The sequence below is a fragment of the Vibrio plantisponsor genome (assembly GCF_013041605.1).
Lineage (GTDB): Bacteria > Pseudomonadota > Gammaproteobacteria > Enterobacterales > Vibrionaceae > Vibrio > Vibrio plantisponsor.
The window spans coordinates 1-19,419 of the sequence record NZ_JABEQC010000017.1 but is presented as its reverse complement, the minus strand read 5'-3'; the positions used below and the strand labels follow the sequence as shown (position 1 = coordinate 19,419).

The 19,419-nt window shown below is 43.3% G+C and carries 19 protein-coding genes and 1 riboswitch; of the genes, 14 read left to right on the top strand and 5 right to left on the bottom strand.

The genetic code is table 11. From position 1 onward, the window contains the following. The first annotated feature begins 18 nt into the window (after positions 1 to 18). The 5 genes from ftsE (at position 19) to glpG (ending at position 4,247) form a co-directional block, all read left to right on the top strand. Entirely contained in the window at positions 19 to 693 is a 675-nt protein-coding gene (ftsE, locus tag HKI82_RS18490; protein WP_042489747.1) for a cell division ATP-binding protein FtsE, read from the top strand. Beyond that, positions 683 to 1,651: a permease-like cell division protein FtsX gene (gene ftsX / locus HKI82_RS18485; RefSeq protein WP_171138824.1), complete on the top strand. Its 969-nt coding sequence runs from the start codon at positions 683 to 685 to the stop codon at positions 1,649 to 1,651. The genes ftsE and ftsX overlap by 11 nt, the downstream gene beginning before the upstream one ends. 164 nt (positions 1,652 to 1,815) lie before the next feature. Continuing rightward, entirely contained in the window at positions 1,816 to 2,673 is an 858-nt protein-coding gene (rpoH, locus tag HKI82_RS18480; protein WP_102942871.1) for an RNA polymerase sigma factor RpoH, read from the top strand. A 393-nt stretch (positions 2,674 to 3,066) separates the two neighbouring features. Further along, positions 3,067 to 3,387 carry a thiosulfate sulfurtransferase GlpE gene (glpE, locus tag HKI82_RS18475; protein ID WP_042489741.1) on the top strand — a complete coding sequence of 107 codons (321 nt, stop codon included), beginning with the start codon at positions 3,067 to 3,069 and terminating at the stop codon, positions 3,385 to 3,387. An 8-nt stretch (positions 3,388 to 3,395) separates the two neighbouring features. Next, entirely contained in the window at positions 3,396 to 4,247 is an 852-nt protein-coding gene (gene glpG, locus HKI82_RS18470) for a rhomboid family intramembrane serine protease GlpG (protein WP_171138823.1), read from the top strand. A gap of 25 nt (positions 4,248 to 4,272) precedes the next feature. Here glpG and HKI82_RS18465 read toward each other — a convergent pair whose 3' ends face one another. Further along, complete coding sequence (locus tag HKI82_RS18465) at positions 4,273 to 4,677, bottom strand: flagellar basal body-associated protein FliL (protein WP_042489737.1); 405 nt, start codon at positions 4,675 to 4,677, stop codon at positions 4,273 to 4,275. 167 nt (positions 4,678 to 4,844) lie between these two features. Here HKI82_RS18465 and HKI82_RS18460 point away from each other — a divergent pair, with 167 nt between their 5' ends. Together HKI82_RS18460 and ubiA are read left to right on the top strand one after the other, a co-directional pair. Further along, positions 4,845 to 5,375 (top strand): chorismate lyase, encoded by a 531-nt coding sequence (locus HKI82_RS18460; RefSeq protein WP_042489735.1) that lies wholly within the window; start codon positions 4,845 to 4,847, stop codon positions 5,373 to 5,375. A 13-nt stretch (positions 5,376 to 5,388) separates the two neighbouring features. Beyond that, on the top strand, positions 5,389 to 6,243 hold the full coding sequence (ubiA, locus tag HKI82_RS18455; RefSeq protein WP_102942875.1) for a 4-hydroxybenzoate octaprenyltransferase: 855 nt from the start codon (positions 5,389 to 5,391) through the stop codon (positions 6,241 to 6,243). Between the two features lie 48 nt (positions 6,244 to 6,291). Here the strand turns inward: ubiA and plsB are convergent, their stop codons facing one another. Further along, positions 6,292 to 8,730, bottom strand: coding sequence for a glycerol-3-phosphate 1-O-acyltransferase PlsB (gene plsB / locus HKI82_RS18450; protein ID WP_171138821.1), 2,439 nt, complete (start codon positions 8,728 to 8,730; stop codon positions 6,292 to 6,294). A gap of 255 nt (positions 8,731 to 8,985) precedes the next feature. On the opposite strand from plsB, the gene HKI82_RS18445 reads away from it, so the two are divergent. From HKI82_RS18445 to HKI82_RS18435, 3 genes are all read left to right on the top strand, one after another. Further along, the gene (locus HKI82_RS18445; protein WP_171138851.1) at positions 8,986 to 9,321 is read left to right on the top strand and encodes a diacylglycerol kinase; all 336 of its coding nucleotides are present in this window, start codon (positions 8,986 to 8,988) and stop codon (positions 9,319 to 9,321) included. Positions 9,322 to 9,398: 77 nt separating this feature from the next. Then, a complete protein-coding gene (gene lexA, locus HKI82_RS18440; RefSeq protein ID WP_102942878.1) occupies positions 9,399 to 10,022 on the top strand; it encodes a transcriptional repressor LexA in 624 nt (207 codons plus the stop codon). 122 nt (positions 10,023 to 10,144) lie between these two features. After that, positions 10,145 to 10,957, top strand: a complete 813-nt coding sequence (locus HKI82_RS18435; RefSeq protein WP_102942879.1) for a class I SAM-dependent methyltransferase — start codon at positions 10,145 to 10,147, stop codon at positions 10,955 to 10,957. A 255-nt stretch (positions 10,958 to 11,212) separates the two neighbouring features. Here HKI82_RS18435 and sthA read toward each other — a convergent pair whose 3' ends face one another. Next, positions 11,213 to 12,613: a Si-specific NAD(P)(+) transhydrogenase gene (gene sthA, locus HKI82_RS18430; protein WP_102942880.1), complete on the bottom strand. Its 1,401-nt coding sequence runs from the start codon at positions 12,611 to 12,613 to the stop codon at positions 11,213 to 11,215. A gap of 281 nt (positions 12,614 to 12,894) precedes the next feature. Here sthA and fabR point away from each other — a divergent pair, with 281 nt between their 5' ends. Next, the gene (gene fabR / locus HKI82_RS18425) at positions 12,895 to 13,536 is read left to right on the top strand and encodes an HTH-type transcriptional repressor FabR (RefSeq protein ID WP_042489723.1); all 642 of its coding nucleotides are present in this window, start codon (positions 12,895 to 12,897) and stop codon (positions 13,534 to 13,536) included. After that, positions 13,536 to 13,910, top strand: coding sequence for a YijD family membrane protein (locus HKI82_RS18420; RefSeq protein WP_171138820.1), 375 nt, complete (start codon positions 13,536 to 13,538; stop codon positions 13,908 to 13,910). The genes fabR and HKI82_RS18420 overlap by 1 nt, the downstream gene beginning before the upstream one ends. Before the next feature lie 90 nt (positions 13,911 to 14,000). On the opposite strand, the gene trmA is transcribed toward HKI82_RS18420, so the two are convergent. After that, positions 14,001 to 15,110 (bottom strand): tRNA (uridine(54)-C5)-methyltransferase TrmA, encoded by a 1,110-nt coding sequence (gene trmA / locus HKI82_RS18415; RefSeq protein WP_171138850.1) that lies wholly within the window; start codon positions 15,108 to 15,110, stop codon positions 14,001 to 14,003. Between the two features lie 155 nt (positions 15,111 to 15,265). Then, positions 15,266 to 15,461: riboswitch (cobalamin riboswitch) on the top strand. Positions 15,462 to 15,510: 49 nt separating this feature from the next. Here trmA and HKI82_RS18410 point away from each other — a divergent pair. Further along, complete coding sequence (locus HKI82_RS18410; RefSeq protein WP_171138818.1) at positions 15,511 to 17,457, top strand: TonB-dependent receptor; 1,947 nt, start codon at positions 15,511 to 15,513, stop codon at positions 17,455 to 17,457. Positions 17,458 to 17,574: 117 nt separating this feature from the next. Further along, positions 17,575 to 18,375, top strand: coding sequence for a glutamate racemase (murI, locus tag HKI82_RS18405; protein WP_102955007.1), 801 nt, complete (start codon positions 17,575 to 17,577; stop codon positions 18,373 to 18,375). On the opposite strand, the gene HKI82_RS18400 is transcribed toward murI, so the two are convergent. After that, a complete protein-coding gene (locus HKI82_RS18400; protein ID WP_102942885.1) occupies positions 18,344 to 18,805 on the bottom strand; it encodes an RNA recognition motif domain-containing protein in 462 nt (153 codons plus the stop codon). The genes murI and HKI82_RS18400 overlap by 32 nt on opposite strands. Positions 18,806 to 19,419: the final 614 nt, after the last annotated feature.

The following is a 19,419-nucleotide window of genomic DNA, read 5'->3' as shown; positions in this document are numbered from 1 at the left end:
GCAAAAAAGGAATGATGCGTGATCAAGTTTCAACAGGTGAGCAAGGTATATCGAGGCGGGCGACAAGCTCTGCAGAAAGTCGATTTTCATTTACGTCGTGGTGAGATGACCTTTCTGGGTGGACACTCTGGCGCGGGTAAGAGTACTTTGCTTAAGCTCATATGCGCTATTGAGCGACCTACAGACGGCAAAATCAGTTTTAACGGCCATGACGTCACCCGTATCCCAAACAAAGATATTCCTTTTTTGCGCCGTAATATCGGCATTGTTTTCCAAGATCACCGCCTTTTGATGGACAGAACCGTGTTTGACAACGTTGCGTTGCCGATGCGAATTGAGTCTATCTCTGAAAACGATATCAAGCGCCGAGTTTCGGCAGCGTTAGATAAAACCGGTTTGTTGGATAAAGCTCGTTGTTTACCGAGCCAGTTATCGGGTGGTGAGCAGCAACGTGTTGGTATTGCCCGAGCTGTGGTGAACCGTCCTACTCTATTATTAGCCGATGAACCTACGGGTAACTTGGACCCAGAACTATCGACTCGTATCCTGCATCTGTTTGAAGAGTTTAACCGCGCTGGAGTGACCATTTTACTGGCAACTCACGATCATAACTTAGTGAATTCTCGCCCTCAGTATCGCCACTTAGAGTTAAATCAGGGCTTTTTAAGTGAGGTTGAAGATTATGGCCGTTAATCCTAAAAACAAGAAAACGACCAAAGCTCGTGATGCAAAAAGAGTGAAAACCGATAGCTTTTTGACTATTCATATCAAACAAGCCAAAGCGTCTTTTTCCAGCCTGTGGCAACGCCCTATGGGTAATATTCTCACATTGGCTGTTATCTCTATGGCACTGACTCTACCCGCATGTATGTATTTGCTGAGCAAGAACATTGCGTCTGTAGCAGACAATGTAGCGAGCCCCTCTCAAATCAGTGTTTACATAAAAGAAGATACGCCTGAGCCAAGAATCATGGTGTTGAAAGACGAAATCGAAAGCCGTGCTGAAGTGGAGAAAGTCGATTATATCTCTCCACAACAAGGTCTCGAGGATTTGAGTCAGCATTCAGGTTTCGACCAAGCTATCAGCCTGCTTGATGAGTATTCATTGCCGGGTGTGCTGATTGTTTCTCCGAACGTGGAAACCGATCAGGAAATAAAGGCGATTGCTGATTCCATCCGAGAGCAGGAAGGGGTAACAGACGTACGTTTAGACGAAGACTGGTTCGCTCGATTGGATGCTATTCGTAATCTGGCGACGATTGTGGTTATCAGCTTGTCATTATTAATGCTGGCTTCTGTGTTTTTGATTATCGGCAACACACTTCGTTTTAACGTTCAGGCCAACAAAGAAGAAATTCAGACTATGAAGCTGATTGGTGCGACCGATAGTTTTATTCTGCGTCCTTATTTATATGTCGGTATGTGGTTTGGTGTTCTGGGAGCCATATCTGCTTGGTTGCTAACGGCCTTTATTACCATAGTTCTGAATGGTGCAGTTGAAGATTTAGCTAAGTTGTACGACAGCCAGTTCCGGTTAATCGGTTTAAATTGGGACGAATCTTTGCTACTACTTATGTTGGGAACGGCCTTAGGCTGTATCGCGGCGAAAAGTGCAGCTCAACGTCACTTAAAAGAAATTGAACCTGTGTAGCGAATCCTTGTCATTATTAGGTGAAAACAATATTTGAGTAGCTAGTTGACTTGTCACTAACATTTGTTTATGCATAATAACCAATCGGTCTTGAATACTGTTCATTTTGGGTTCAAGATTGTTAGATTAAATTGGCTCCAGATCAGAGATTGATGAGGAATTGAATGACTACGTCAACATATCAATTAGCGCTTGTTTCGCAAGATAGCTTAGATAGTTATATCCGCACAGCGAACAGTTATCCTATGCTGACCGCAGAGGAAGAGCGTGAGCTTGCTGAGAAGTTGCATTATGAAGGTGATATTGAAGCGGCTAAAGGCTTGATTCTGTCACACCTTCGTTTCGTTGTTCACGTTGCTCGTGGTTATTCTGGCTACGGCTTGCCATTAGCGGATCTTGTTCAGGAAGGTAACATTGGTCTGATGAAAGCGGTAAAACGCTTTAACCCTGAAGTGGGTGTAAGACTGGTATCTTTCGCGGTTCACTGGATCAAAGCTGAAATCCACGAATACGTATTACGTAACTGGCGTATCGTGAAGATTGCGACGACAAAAGCGCAACGTAAACTTTTCTTCAATCTACGTAAGTCGAAAAAGCGTTTGGGTTGGTTTAACAACGGCGAAGTTGAAACTGTTGCTCGTGAACTGGGTGTAGAGCCTTCAGAAGTTCGTGAAATGGAATCTCGCTTAGCGGCACAAGATGCAACGTTTGAGTTTTCTGCTGATGACGATGACAATAGCAACTCTTACGCGGCGCCAATGTTATATCTGGAAGACAAGCATTCAGATTTAGCAGACAACCTAGAAGAGCAGAACTGGGAAAAACATACGACTCAACGTCTGAGCCTTGCTTTAGCAAGCCTTGATGAGCGTAGTCAACATATCGTGCGTTCGCGTTGGTTAGATGATCAAAAATCAACCCTTCAGGAACTGGCCGATATGTACGAAGTGTCTGCTGAGCGTATTCGTCAGTTAGAAAAGAATGCGATGAAGAAATTAAAAGAAGCGGTTGGCGAGCTGTAATCCCTAACCATTCTATAAATACAAAAAACCGAGGTCTGTTGATCTCGGTTTTTTTATGCCGGATCGAAAACTCTCCTTAACGGAGTATCGCTAACTGTGGATAAGTCTGTGGTAAATTTATTTACTGACTGTCATCAAGTAGGGTAAATAAAGGTATGAACGCTGTTTTTTATTTGGGGATACTTTTAGATCTACACACAGAAAGAGCAGGATCATCACTAGATGTTGTGGATCGATCTTAAGAAAAACACTTTATCACCGCAATCCACAGGATTATCCACAGTTGATGAACAAATGATCGCTGGTGGATAACCTTACTCAGCCCATGTACTTGTCATTCTCTGGATAGGTTACAATGGCGCTGAAAAAATATTACTAAAGTGAGAGTAAATCATGGACCAATTTCAGCACATTGATGTAGCGGGCGCTCAAACCCTCATCGAACAGAATAATGCCAAGCTAGTGGATATCAGAGATCCCCAGTCGTTTGCTGTAGCACATGCAAAAACGGCATTTCATTTAACCAATGACAGCATCGTTTCATTCATGGAAGAGGCTGAATTTGATCAGCCGGTTTTGGTTATGTGCTATCACGGAATTAGTAGCCAGGGTGCAGCCCAATACTTGGTTAACCAAGGCTTTGAACAGGTGTATAGTGTGGATGGTGGTTTTGAAGCTTGGCATCGTGCCAACTTACCTGTCGAAGCGAGTTAGAAAAACAGATGATTAGATTGATCACTTTAAATAACCCTCGAATGGCGCAAGCATTTATCGATTACATGGCGTCACGGCAGATAGAGATAAGAATGACGTCAGAGGGAAGTGGTCAATTTACCTTGTGGTTGATGGAAGATGAACATCAACTGGAAGTGGAACACGAAATAGAGCTGTTCCTCGCCAATCCCAATGACGGTAAGTATCAGGCTGCGTCTTGGGATATGGCAGAAAGTCGTAAACCTCAATTCCGATATCACTCGCCCAGTATGATGGCAATGCTCAAAGCCAAAGCGGGTCAATTAACGCTATCCATCATGATGGTCTGTGTTGCTATCTTTGCTTTACAACAAATAGGCATGTCAGATGCGGTGTTCTCCGCATTACATTTCCCAGCAGAAAGCGGCCAGCAATGGCAGTTGTGGCGTTGGGTAAGTCATGCGCTACTGCATTTTTCTGTCTTACACATAGTGTTTAACTTGCTATGGTGGTGGCAATTTGGCGGCGATATCGAAAAACGCTTGGGCAGCTTTAAGTTATTGCAGATTTTTTTAGTCTCTTCGGCTTTTTCCGGTGCAGGACAGTATTGGGTTGAAGGCGCTAATTTTGGTGGCTTATCAGGTGTGGTTTACGCTTTAGTCGGTTATTTATGGATGCTGGGTTGGCGGGCACCTCAGATGGGGCTAGGCATTCAGAAGCCACTAGTTGTGTTTATGTTGGTTTGGTTAGTGCTTGGTTTTGTGCAGCCTTTTATGGCGATTGCCAACAGCGCTCACTTAGCCGGCTTGGTAGTTGGTGTTCTGCTAGGGCTCAATGATGCGAGTCGATACTCTCTGAAGAAACAAAAAAACGGCTCATGAGCCGTTTTTTCTAAGGGATAATTCATTACTGGTATAGATATTTTGTGAACAATAGATCGGCGATGATGGTACGTCCTGTTTCTGGCAACAGTGTATTATTCAGCTGCTCTACTAGGGTTTTACGAAGATCTTCACGACCCGCTAATGACTTAATCACATCTTCGTTTTGTTTACCCAATAGCTCGACAACCGCATCTCTAATTAGAGGCTGGTGCTTTTCTATCAGTGGTAAATCGGCGCTGTTGCTCACCATGACATCAATACGCACTTGGATATACCCCAGCTTTTTACCCTTGGTGTAAAAATTCGTTGTCACATCCGGCTCAAGAGTGAAATAAGCCAGTTTTGGTGCCTCTTCATCAGCAATAACTAAACTGGAAAACAAAAGGCCAAATGCGAGTATTATCGGAGATAGGTATTTTCTAAGCATATGTCTATTAATTCTTTTCTCTGTTCAAGATACTCGAACCGCCCGAGTCTTGTTACAATAGAGCATCTTTTTGTAAATAAAAATACTCTATTAGGTTTCATGTCCTTGGTTTGAGACCATGAGCGGACTTTCTTTCGAGACTACTGCTCGCTGTATTGAATATTAGTATGAATCAATCAATTTCGCTGTACCTGACTGCTTTAAGCCAAGTGAACTGGTTATCGCCAGACGAATTCACATTTCCAGACCCTAATGCAAAAGCTTGGTTGCTAGAGCAGGGGTCGCTTTCCCGTCGATTATCGGACAACTGTCAACAACTGACGGTTGAGCTGCTGCACAACCAATGGGTGGAATCTTCGTTTCTGGACAAGAGCGAATCTGAACTCTTGCCAACAGAACCGTGTCTTTTGCGAAAAGTCATTCTACAAGGAGATGGTAAGCCTTGGATAGTCGGAAGAACATTGATTCCAAAATCATCAGTTCAGGATCAATCGCATAATCTTGAACTCCAAGGTGAAATACCACTTGGACTGACAGTATTCAGTGCAGATAATGTTAAGCGCGATGAGTTGTTGGTGGGGTGGGCTGAAACACCAGATGGCTTGCTTTTAGCGCGACGTTCACGTTTATGGATGAACAATAAACCTATGTTAGTGGCTGAATTATTTCTGAGTGATTCCCCTGCTTATTTTTTCTAAGGAGCAAGTATAAATGAGCGCTGTAAAGGCAAAGGCGTATTGGCAGCTAACGCGAATGGATCGTCCTATTGGTTCATTACTGCTTCTGTGGCCTACCATCTGGGCACTTATTTTATCGGCTCAAGGTTTTCCAGACATCAAGGTTCTTATCGTTTTCGTCTTAGGAGTCTTTATGATGCGTTCGGCTGGATGTGTGATCAATGATTTCGCCGATCGAAAAGTTGATGGGCATGTAAAGCGCACTTCGCAGCGTCCTTTACCATCAGGAAAAGTGTCAGCAAAAGAGGCGGTGATTTTGTTCCTCGCGTTATCTATTGCGTCGTTTCTGTTGGTATTGACTATGAATCCGCTGACAGTTCAGCTTTCCTTCGCGGGTTTAGTGCTTGCCTTCATCTACCCCTTTATGAAGCGATTTACTCACTTGCCTCAGTTGTTTCTGGGTTTAGCCTTCAGTTGGTCTATTCCGATGGCATGGGCTGCACAAGCTAACGAACTGCCGTTAATTGTCTGGTTTGTTTTTGCGATTAATGTGGTGTGGACCGTTGCTTACGACACCCAATATGCCATGGTCGATAGAGATGATGATTTGGTCATTGGCATAAAGTCGACAGCCATTCTCTTTGGCCGGTATGACAAAATGATCATCGGTGGCTTACAGCTTCTGACGATTGCAATGCTGATTATGCTAGGCAATTATTATCAGTTGGGTGCGAGCTACTATTGGGGCTTGCTAGTGGCTGGCGGATTGTTCGTTTATCAGCAGCATTTGATTCGCCATCGAGAGAGACAGCCTTGTTTTCAGGCATTCTTAAACAACAACTATGTGGGCATGGTCGTTGCGGCTGGATTGCTGATTTCATACTTCTGATTCAAAAAGAAAAGGCATCCAGTGGATGCCTTTTTTACCTTCACTATTTTATTTCACAAGATGCTGGTCGTATTGATAAATACTTTCTTGAATGGTCAACCTTACTTCTGGATAAAGCATACCGTATAACTTCTTAGCCAGACGTTTTGTCTGCTCAACGTTACATTCACCATCATTGTCTAAATAGCCTTCCGATTTCAACGTCACAAACAGTGCTGAGAACACACCCTTGTCGAAGAACTCTGGAGCGTTAATGCCGTGCAGACGACCGAGACGTTGAGCAATTTCTTGGCTCTTAGCTTCTAAATCTGACTTACCAAGCTCTGGGTTCTCTACCAGCAAGTTCAGAGCAATCGCATAACGTTGTAGTGTTTCTGAAATCGTGCGACCTAGTAGCATCAACACTTGGGTTTTCGCTTGGTTAATCGTAACCATACCATCATTAATTGAGATTAAATCTTGGCGTTGCAACTCATCCAAGTAGTGTGTCACTTTCTCTGCTAATTGCTCGCTATCAAGACTTAGGAAAAGCTCTTGTTTCAAGAACGGGTAGATAAGCGCAACATTTTCCTGAATTTTCTCTACGCTGAGTTTCTGCTGACGAATCAACATTTGAGCAATCAAAGACGGCAGTGCAAGTAAGTGGATGATATTGTTGCGATAGTAAGTCATCAGAATCGACTGATTACGGTCTAATGAAATAATGTCGCCCATGGTATCGGACTCAATTACAAACTTGTCGAGCGATTCGGCATGATTCACCAAGCTTTCCGCATTGTCTTCAGGAATCGTTGACGTGTTGGAATAAGGAACATTGCGCAGAATGTTCAAGTAGCAATCAATCTGATTGATTAGAGTATCTCTTGATAATGCACGTTGACGAGATGCAAGCAGAGCCGTTGCACACAACGTTAGCGCGTTAGTTGCTGCTGCGTCGTTAATGTGCGTCATCATCTTAGTCGCAAGCTTGTTCACCACAGGGTTCATCCATTGTGGTTTCGTTGCTCCAATAGGGTCGATATCTTGAGTCCAAGTCGGTACTTGCTCATTCAAAAATTGATTCAGTGGAATTGGCTCACCAAAGTTCACATAACCTTTACCGAAGTTACGCAGTTTACGAATAGTACGCAGTACTAAGCCCGCGTTCTCTTTCTCTTTTTGCTTACCGCGCAATTCTTTGGCGTAGGTGCTGACTTCCATTACGTGCTCGTAACCAATGTACACAGGCACAAGTGTTACCGGGCGATTTAATCCGCGCAGCATCGCTTGAATGGTCATTGCCAGCATGCCTGTTTTCGCCGTCAGCAAGCGACCTGTACGTGAACGGCCACCTTCACTGAAATATTCAACCGAGTAACCTTTAGAAAACAACTCAGCTAGGTATTCACGGAAAATGGTGGAATACAGCTTGTTGCCTTTAAAACTGCGACGTAAGAAGAATGCTCCACCACGGCGGAATATCGGGCCTGCTGGGAAGAAGTTTAGGTTGATGCCTGCCGCAATATGCGGTGGTACTAAGCCTTCGTTGTATAAAACGTAAGACAGAAGTAAGTAGTCCATGTGACTGCGGTGACAAGGCACATAAACAATCTCATGCCCGTCTTGCGCTAGACGACGTACAGTCGAAGCGTTGTTGATGTTTAAGCCTTGGTATAAACGGTTCCAAAGCCAGCGCAAAACACGACTGCCTTTTTTCACCAAGGAGTATGAGAAGTCCGCCGCAATTTCATCCATGATGTCATGGGCAGCTTTGCGAGCTTTCTCAATTGAAATGTTTTTCGCTTGGGCTTCATCCTGAATGGCTTTATCAATCGCAGGAGACTGCATCAATCGGCGGAACAACACTTCGCGTTGAGGAAGATTAGGACCGGAAGCCGCCAGTTTCTGACGAGAGAAGTGAATACGTGCCACGCGAGCGAGTTTATGTGCAATCGCTTCATCAGTACCGTGTGAATTTGCCATGTGGCGCAGTGATACCACTGGGCTAAAGCGCACCAAACAATCTCGCCCAGCGAGAATAACCGCTTGTGCTTTCTGTAAACCATTCATGGGTTGCAGGTATGGCTTTTCGCTGCCTTCTTTGCCGGGTTTTCTTCCCCACAAAACTGACGCTGGGATCACTTGTACATCAAGTTCTTGATCATTGTGATGTAGAGCCAGAAGCTCAGTGAACGTTGCGATGGAATCGCTTGGTACATGGCTATCATTCTGTAGCAACGTCGGACGAGAAGAGATAAACACGTAACGTTTTAAAGTCTTACCCTGAATGTCTAGTGGAGACAGTGGATCCGGCAAGCCCGCTTCTTTCGCGTGAGTTTGCAGTGTCAGCAAATCAATATTTGAACGGAAAGGTAGTGCATAAATGATTGGCTTGTTAATATCGATGCCGATATCTTCAATCGGATTTGACGGAATTGCCGTCCCTTTTACTAGTAGCGCTGTCGGTAACTTTAAAAGCGAACGTGATAGTGATTGTCCAGAAGACATAAGAGTTCAAAGCCTCAAAAATCAGTACAAAAACTCAAGAGTATTTCCGTGTTCCTAAACCATAGGAGAAGCAAAATGGAGATGCACCTGAGTTGGTCTTTATTTTTCGAGCTGCAAGAATACCAGAAACTGGTCAAACCTTTTAATTTTATTCAGTGATGTTTGATTTTTGCGCATATATTCTGAATTTTTTCTCAGATTGAATTTGCTAATACGTGGAACAGTAGTGTGTATAAAAAGAACCCCCAAGGGCTAATGCGCCTTTTTAAAGCAACAGGTTATTCGTACAAAGGTATCTGTGCGGCATTCAAACATGAAGCGGCCTTTCGTGAAGAAGTATTGCTAGCGGCTGTCGCCATTCCTTTCGCCATTTGGTTAGATGTGTCGCAAGTTGAGCGCATTCTAATGATATCGAGTGTGCTGCTGATTGTGTTGGTCGAGTTATTAAATAGCGCGTTGGAAGCGGTCGTCGATCGTGTTGGTCAGGAGCACCATGAGCTATCAGGACGAGCCAAAGATATGGGGTCGGCTGCAGTATTTATTGCGATGATGATTGCAGGTTATATTTGGGTCGAAGCCCTATTTATCTAAAAAATAAGCAATTGGCTTTGCATTTAATAAATTACTGGATATACTCACAGTCAACTGTATAAAAAAACAGGTGAACTATGAAGCCGTTAACGCCACGCCAGCAACAAGTTTTTGATCTAATCAAAAGCAAAATAGATGAAACAGGAATGCCACCGACTCGTGCTGAAATTGCACGTGAACTGGGTTTTCGTTCTGCAAACGCAGCAGAAGAACATTTGAAAGCTCTTGCTCGTAAACAAGCAATTGAAATCGTGCCGGGAGCTTCTCGTGGTATCCGTATTCTATTGGAAGCGGCGAATGAAGAAGAAGAGCAAGGTTTACCTCTGATCGGTCGCGTTGCGGCTGGTGAGCCTATCTTGGCTCAAGAGCACGTTGAATCCCATTACCAAGTGGATCCAAACATGTTCCGTCCACACGCTGATTTTCTATTGCGCGTTCACGGCGAGAGTATGAAGGACATCGGTATTTTGGATGGCGACTTACTTGCTGTGCATAAAACTCAAGACGTACGTAACGGACAAGTTGTTGTGGCGCGAGTTGAAGATGATGTGACGGTTAAACGTTTAGAGCGTCGTGGTTCAAAAGTGTTACTTCATGCTGAGAATGAAGAGTTTTCTCCAATTGAAGTCGATTTAACCTGTCAGAATCTATCTATCGAAGGTATTGCGGTTGGTATTATTCGCAATACTGACTGGATGTAATCATACCTTTCTGGCGTTATTTTTAGGTTTCACATCTGCGCGATGTATTCGAAATTTAAAGATTTGCAAATCTAATTGATATTCATTATCATCTTCTTTGTCGCGATACAAGGAAGATGATGATGCGCTCCCCCCACAAGCAAAACTCACAACGCTATCAAATCCCTACCAGCTTGGTTCAACCACTTTGGCTACGTAGTCGTGAAAGCTTGGTCGATAACGGCCTTGTTTATGATCCTATTGCAGCAACAGCCTGCCAACGTTGTCATTTAGCTCCGGATTGTATCAGTGGTGATATCGATCAAAAGCAACTCCTTCATGTCACCCTCACTCAACTGTGTGACAAACAAGTACATCAATTTTTAGATGCACATCCTGATGGATGGATTGTTAACGTCGGTGCAGGCTTGGATACACGATTCTACCGAATTGATAACGGACGCTGTCATTGGATTGAGTTGGATGTGACTGAGAATCTGGTGTGGCGACAAAAACTGTTTCACCACAGTGAACGTTACTTACATCAGTGTGGCAGTGTCGGGGAGATTGATTGGTTAGAGCGTTTACCAATCCCAGAGTACGCACCAGTTTTAATTCTATGTGAACATGCGCTACTTGATTGTGATTCGATACAAGCGTCGAGATTTATTCGATCTCTAGGGCTCAGTTTTGCTAATGCGAGTGCTTGTCTTGTGCTGGCAGGAGATAAAACCTGTACCCACTTGGGACAGAAAATGGGTTCAGGCAGGTATGCTCATGGATTTGCTACTCCAAAACAGGCGGTAATGAACTGTTTACCTTGGGCACGACAAGTGACAATTGCTTCTCCTTTAGATAGCAATTGTGGGCGTTGGAAGTTCTGGCAACGTGTATTGAGTAAATTTTCTGTCTTAAAACAACGATTTACCCCAGTTGTTGTGCAAGTGTACTGGTAGGCGGCCGTAGCCGACAGTCCTTAACTTAGTTACACTTTGTTCTCTAATGCAAGGAGCAAAGTCGTGGCATTCTTTATGGCTGGCCATGCTCAGTTTTATGATAATTCGCGGGTTAAGTTTGGCTATGGTTTTGGTAGGGCAGTGGAAACGAGGCGTCTTCTTTGCTTAACGCTGTTATTTTCTGACCAATAAAAAAATCGCAGCCCTAGAGCTGCGATTTGTCATTTAACGGATGCTTCCATTTCACTGTGAAAGCTAAAACAAGCGATTTAGACCATTCAATGCGGCTACGCGATACGCTTCTGCCATAGTCGGGTAGTTAAAAGTGGTATTGACGAAATACTCGATGGTATTTGCTTCCCCTTTTTGTTCCATGATGGCCTGACCGATATGGATGATTTCCGCAGCTCGTTCACCAAAGCAGTGAATACCTAAAATCTCTTTCGTTTCGCGGTGGAAGAGAATCTTCAAGCTACCAACATCTTTGCCAGAGATCTGTGCTCGTGCCAAGTGTTTGAATGACGAACGACCCACTTCATAAGGCACTTTCGCGGCTGTTAATTCTTGCTCTGTTTTACCAACCGAACTGATTTCTGGAATGGTGTAAATACCCGTTGGGATATCTTCAATCAGTTTGTTGGTGGCTTGTCCTTGAGAGATCGCTTGAGCAGTGAAACGACCTTGGTCATAGGCGGCACTTGCAAGGCTTGGATAGCCAATCACATCTCCCACAGCGTAAATATGGCTGACCTCTGTCTGGTAGTTGCTGTTAACGCTTAGCTGACCGCGGGAATCTGCTTTCAGACCAACCACTTCAAGGTTGAGCTTGTCTGTATTACCCGTACGGCCGTTCGCGTAAAGCATACAGTCAGCTTTCATCTTTTTACCTGAGTTCAGGTGGACGATAACACCATCTTCCGTGCCTTCGATTTTGCTGTACGTCTCGTCGTTACGAATAACCACGCCGCTATTCCAGAAGTGGTAAGAAAGTGCATCTGACGTTTCGTTGTCTAGGAACGAGAGCAAGCGGTCACGTGTGTTAATTAAGTCTGTTTTAACCCCTAAACCACGGAAGATAGAAGCATATTCACAACCGATGACACCTGCGCCATAAATAATGATATGTTGTGGGTCGTGCTCAAGGTTCAAGATAGAGTCACTGTCATAAACGCGTGGGTGACTGAAATCTACATCCGCAGGGCGGTAAGGGCGTGAGCCAGTAGCAATAACAAATTTGTCTGCGGTGTAGTTTTCAACCGTGTGATCGCTTTTTGTCACTGCGACAGTATTGGCATCGATAAAACGTGCTTTACCAAAGATTAAGCTGCACTGGTTACGGTCGTAAAAGCCTTGGCGTAGACGAGTTTGCTTATCAATAACGGTTTTAGCATGACCAAGGATAGTTGAAAAAGTAGAGTGAAGACTAGAGTTGTTGTTGCAGAACAAAGGGTTGCTATTAAATTCGATAATACGGCTAACCGCATGACGCAATGCCTTTGAAGGGATAGTTCCCCAGTGTGTACAACCACCGCCTACGCTGCTTTCTTTTTCAATAATGGCGACATTCATCCCCGCTTTGGTTAACCCCATTGCTGCACCTTCACCGCCAGGTCCACTACCTATTACGATGACGTCAAAGTGGTTATTCAGTGCCATAGATGATCCTTGTTATAATTTGGTTAACATTGCGATAGCGAGATTTTAACTGATATGTGTTAAGCGTGAAACTTAAACCCCTTATAGAGTGGAGAGGATCACGAGATTAAAACAAATATCGCTGATTTAACGCGTAAGCCGGGCAGTTGATGAAAAATGCAACGGTTATGTTAGGAAATTGTCTGATGCTTCAAAATGGTCTGTTTTGCCTCTTAGACATGTTGGTTAATCGCGCTATAGTAGGCGACTTTAGTGACTGACTTGGCAGGGCTTGGCTTAAAATGAAATCCACGGGAATTCGCGCACAACAGAAAGAAAAAACGCGTCGTTCGCTGATTGATGCGGCATTTAGCCAATTAAGTGCTGATCGTAGTTTTTCGAACTTAAGCTTACGTGAAGTCGCACGAGAAGCGGGGATAGCCCCAACCTCTTTCTATCGCCACTTTAAAGATATGGATGAGTTGGGTTTGACCATGGTTGATGAAGGCGGATTGTTACTGCGCCAGCTCATGCGTCAAGCACGCCAGCGTATTGTTAAAGAGGGAAGTGTGATTCGCACTTCCGTAGAAACGTTTATGGAGTTCATCGAAAGTAGCCCAAACGTGTTTCGTCTATTATTGCGTGAACGCTCTGGCACTTCGTTTGAGTTTCGTGCGGCAGTAGCGCGTGAGATTCAACATTTCTCTGCCGAACTTTCTGAATATCTGATAGCGACAGGTATGAATCGTGAAGAAGCCATCACTCAAGCAGGTGCTTCAGTCACATTAGTATTTAGCTCTGGTGCAGAAGCTTTAGACTTAGATCGACGTGATCGCGATGAACTCGCAGAACGTCTGATCATGCAACTGCGAATGATAGCCAAAGGGGCTTTCTGGTATCGCAAAGAACGTGAACGAAATCGACTAAAAGGCGGGATGAATTAATGTCAAATGAAAGTAGCGGCTCAATCAATCATGGTTCAGAACGTAAAACACTGATACTTGCGTTAATCGCGGGTATGTGTGGTGACGCTTTACTGTCTTGGATGACCATCAGTGAAGTCTCTTTTTCTATTTTCCCTGTTATCGCTTTGGTGCTGTCTGTGCAGGCGTTGTATCAGGAATACCTACGTAATCCAGTTGCGGAAGACATTCCACTAGTAGGTTTGGCGTGCTTCTTTGTCGGTGCGTTTGGCCACTCGGCATTTGTTAAGGCTCAGTATCCAGAAGCGGGGTCTAACTTCTTTTCGATCATCGTAGCTTTACTGCTCTTATTATGGGTTGGAAAGAAGCTAGGATTTATCGGTCGTTCTGAATAAGTGCACATCAGCTAATTACAAAAGTTAATTACAAAAAAACGAGCCAATCGGCTCGTTTTTCTATTTGTGAACTTTGGTTTTAAGCGTGAATTACGCTTTTCGCTCTAGCATTACACCCGCTTCCATATGGTGGGTGTATGGGAACTGGTCAAACAGAGCAAAGCGAGTCACCTTATGTGTCTCACATAAAACATCTAAGTTTTCTTTTAGTGTTTCTGGGTTACATGAGATATAGAGAATGCGCTCATAGCCCTGCACCATCTTACAGGTATCGATATCCATTCCTGAGCGAGGCGGATCGACAAAGATGGTGTTACAGTTGTAACTTTTTAAATCGATGCCAGCATCTTTCAGGCGGTTGAATTCACGTTTGCCTTCCATTGCTTCGGTAAATTCTTCTGCTGACATACGAATGATTTGTACATTGTCGATTTTGTTAGCAGCAATGTTGTATTGTGCTGAATGTACCGATGGTTTTGCCAACTCAGTTGCCAAAACTCGCTCGAAGTTTTGAGCCAGTGCCAATGAGAAGTTACCGTTACCACAGTAAAGCTCTAGCAAATCGCCTTTGCTTTCTTGGGTGCAATCGACAGCCCACTCCAGCATTTTTTCTGCGACTTTACCGTTTGGCTGAGTAAAACTGTTTTCAACTTGTTGGTAGATATAAGGTCGACCGTTCACGCTCAGCTTCTCAATCACATAATCTTGGTCCAGCACAATCTTCATTTTGCGCGCACGACCAATAATGTTCAGATTAAAACCTTCATTCTGCAGTGTTTGTTTGAGCGCTTTAGCTGCCGCAATCCACTCTTCATCAAGTTGACGATGATAGAGAAGAGATACCAGAACTTCGCCACTCAGAGTGGATAAGAAGTCCACTTGGAAAAGTTTACGGCGCAGAGTGTCGTTGCCTTTCATTGCGTCTATCAGCAGTGGCATTAAGTCATTAATAAGGCGACTTGCCGCAGGGAACTGATCAACACGGTATTTTTCGCGAGTTTGCTGGTTGAACATGATGTAGTACATATCATCACCTTCATGCCAGATACGAAACTCAGCGCGCATACGGTAAAACTGAGCCGGGGACTCAAAGACTTCCAACTCAGGCACACCATAAGATTCAAACATCTCTCCTAGTCGAGTGACCTTCTCATCCAGTTGCGCTTGGTAGTTGTCTGGGTTTACATCAAGAGTCGCCATTGCTTTACCTTTTTCTGGTACGTTCAAATAAAGAGCGCAGATTTTATTCAATCTCCCGCTCATGTCCAGTATTCTCGCCAAATTGATGATTTTATCGATTGTAAAAACTATAGCTTATATAAATCTAAGCTAGACAATTGCTCGTTTGCTCAATACTATCGACGTCAAGCTGGTGTTATTTAGAAGCCTAGACGGCTAAATTAACTTAAAAGGGAATCTGGTGGAAATCCAGAACTGACGCGCAGCGGTAAGAGAGAACGAATACTCAAATGACACTGCAATTTGTGGGAAGTCGAGTTAGTAGGTTAACAGCTCTCAAGTCCGAACACCTGCCAGCAGCTGAGCAAACCAATGGGATGGACCCATGCTCGGTAGGATTAACGCGATTTAGGACAATATAATGAATAAATCCCTTCTAGCGGTGGCAGTGGCGTCGCTGTTTTCTCATACCTCATTTTCATACGCACAAGAAGCAACCGCTGATGAGACGGTTGTTATTACAGCGAAAAGCGACAATGTAAATTCTATCTCAGACATTCCTGCGAATATTGTTGTTATCGATCAAGATGACATAAAAAGAAGTGGCGCGTCGTCTTTGACATCACTACTGAGAGGCCGAGCGGGTATTCAGGTTTCAGATACCAACTCAGGAGCGTCTCTTTCAATGCGAGGCTTTTCAGGATCTCAGGCCATGCATAATACTTTGATACTAGTGGATGGACGTAAGCTTAATAAGCCTGATCTTTCTGCGCCTCAGTTATCTTCCATCCTGCTTAGTCAAGTCGAAAGGATTGAAATTCTCTCAGGCAGCGCTGGCGTATTGTATGGAGACCAAGCAGTTGGTGGTGTCATTAATATTATTACTAAGAAAAGCACTAAATCACATGGCGAAGTGAGCGGTTCTGTAGGTAATAACAATTCATACGCAGGCAGTGTTTTTGCTTCAACCCCATTGAACGAAAATTGGGGAATGTCAGTTAGTGCGAGTCAAGATAATAACGATAACTACCGAGTTCACAACAAAAGAGAGACTGGGAATGTACTCGCTCGCCTCGATTTCAACCAGCAAGATAAAAAGTTTTATGCGGAAGCAAGCTATTACGACAACTATCGTCAATACGCAGGAGCTTTAACAGAGCAGCAATATAATGAAAACCCAAAACAAGCATTAAATGATACCGATTATGGGCACGAAATAACTTCGGCATTTCGTGCAGGCTATCAGCAATCATTTGCTTCTGATTGGTCAGCAAAAGGTGACATCATCTTTTCAGATACAGGTATTGATAGCTTAGTGACATATTCTTCAGGTTATGCATCTGCAACGGCTATAGAAAGTAATTTGCTTGAACTTCAATTAGCTGTGGAAAAACCTTTAGACACAGATAATGGTGCGGGTAACTTCTTGCTTGGTACAGATTTCAGCAGTAATGATTACTCTCGCGGTACAAGTGTCAGTAACACTCAAGAACTGCTGAGTGTTTATTCTCAACTGAATTATCCTCTTGTAGAAAGCACAACACTTATCGTTGGCGGTCGTTACAGTAAAGTAGAAGATCAAATCCAAAATACAACAACATATTCTGATGGTGAGACTTTAAAAGAAGATGCGTCTTCAGTGGAACTCGGTATCAACTTTAAACCTAATCAGCATGTGCGTTTCTATTTCCGTGGTGAAAGTAACTTTCGTTTTGCTAAGGTTGATGAGCAAAACTATACCCCCGATGATGTGGATAGTTTAAAACCTCAACGTGGAGTTTCATTGGAAGCCGGAGCTGACTATTTGATTGATGGCTATTCGGTAAAAGTTGATATCTATCATCTGAAGCTGAAAGATGAAATTATTTATGATCCTAGTGCTTCTGCACCTTCAGGATCAGGGGCTTCATCTGGTGCTAATGTGAATGCTGATGAGTCTGAGCGTTTAGGTGGAAGTCTTTATGTCGATAAATATTTAACTGATTCAATCTTGGTTGGTGCTGAGTACAGCTACGTTGATGCTGAGTTTGTATCAGGAGATAAAAAAGGAAAGCAATTGTCGTGGGTAGCAAAGCATTCAGGACGAGGTTTTATGAATTATGAGTTTACGGCAAATTGGAGTGCTATGTTAGAAGGCATTTATGTCGGCGATAAGTATAAAGACGGCGATGATAGCAATACCCAAGATAAGCTGGATGCCTACTGGTTAAGTAATATGGCTATTAACTATATTCAAGATGCATTTTCAGTTAATTTGCGAGTCGATAACGTTCTTGATGAACGTTATGCAGACAGTGCATTTAGCTATGGTTCTTATTACCCTGGTAGTGGGCGTGAGTATAAACTGACGGCTGCATACCAATTCTAACGAATCCTTAAACCGCCCTCGGGCGGTTTTTCGCTCTTTGGCGTTTTAACAATCATTGCCAATTGATATAGAGCGAGTATGATCGCTGCGTTATCGTTGTTCTATCTGGTTCCCATTGTGTCTAATCAATCTGTTCCTAAAGTCTTAATTTTCGACTCTGGTGTCGGTGGCTTATCTGTTTATAGAGAAATTGAAATGCGCCTGCCGCAGCTCTCTTATACCTATTTATTTGATAACGCGGCCTATCCATACGGAGAGCTAGACCAACAAGTCTTATTACAAAGAGTTGAGCGGCTAATAACAGGGCTAGTAGAGCAAGAGGGTTTCGACATAGTGGTCATTGCGTGTAATACAGCAAGTACCATAGTTCTTCCTACATTACGTTCAAAACTGTCTATACCCGTGGTAGGTGTCGTCCCTGCTATTAAACCTGCTTCCTCTATAGCGAACAAAGCGGTTGGGTTAATCGCTACCCCCGCTACAATCACTCGTCAATACACACATGATCTTATTCGAAGCTTCTCAGCGGATAAAAATGTTGAATTGCTAGGGTCGACACGCCTTGTAGATATGGCTGAAGAAAAACTCAGAGGTAGAGCGATAGATTTGCAGGAACTGCAAAATATCTTAAGTCCACTGATCAGTCATATAGATGTCGCGGTATTAGGGTGTACTCACTTCCCTCTAATCAGAGATGAGATCCAGCAGGTGCTAGGAAAGGATGTATTGCTGGTGGATTCAGGTGAGGCTATTGCGAGAAGAGTAAAATCATTACTTGGTATAGAAGGAAGTGTTTGCTCAGAGAACAAACACACCATTTATTCTAGTGCACCTGCTTGGGAAGAAAGTGCACTGAATGAAAGATTAGAGCAGCTTGGGTTTTCTGCTATTCGTCCATATCCTCTTCTGGGTGTTTAGGGTCATTTGCAATTCTAACTTTAAGCGTTCTCTGCATGTAATCATGCTCATTTAATGCATCAATTGCAGATTGAGCATGTGTTGCCGCCATAACGACAAAGCCAAATCCTCGACGTTTACCTGTTCGCTTATCTTTCATTAAACGAACCGCAAACACATCACCATGCTGAGCAAATAAATCACGTACATGAGATTCGTTTGCTTTGTATGGCAAATTGCCTACATAAAGAGTCTTGGTTGGTAAGGCTGAATCATCATCTTCTGTTTCAGTATTAGATGGGGTTGATAGGAAAAGTTTAAATACAATAGTTGCTGCCACAACACCCACAATAAAACTTACAGATGAAGGAATGCTTGGAATTAGAGAAATTATTGCACCGCCAATAATCGCAATCGCGATATTTAAAAACATTGGTTTATTTAAGTTCATAAAAGAATACTACTTGTAAGAATAAAATTAGATGCGTATCTACGATTAACAAAATAGATACATCAATCTTACGTACATGCTTGAGTTTTTTCCAACCAATTGCTGTGACCCCCCTCAAATGTTGAAATTTTATTCGATAAACAGTGCTTTGCTTGCTTTTTGAGCGAACGAAAATTTATTTGAAAAAAGTGCTTGTCTTAATCTCGTACCTCCCTATAATGCCGCCACACCGACACGGAGTGAGACGAATATCACAACGTATCGAGTAAGAGAGAAAATAAAGTTTCAAATAAACGTTGACTCTCAAAAATTAAAGCGTATTATACGCACCCCTAGCGACGAGGCTTTCAGGCTGAAATCGATAGAAAAGCTCTTTAACAATTTAAACCTATCAATCTGTGTGGGCACTCGTTGATGAAAATCAAAGTTAAGTCTTTGTTCTCGTAACAAAGCAACTTAGGTTTCAATGAACTGAGTGACCAATTGAATCGTAAGATTCAGCACAGTCAATTCAACATTACTATGTAATGTATTCAGTATTCATTGAGCCGACAAAATCTTAAATTGAAGAGTTTGATCATGGCTCAGATTGAACGCTGGCGGCAGGCCTAACA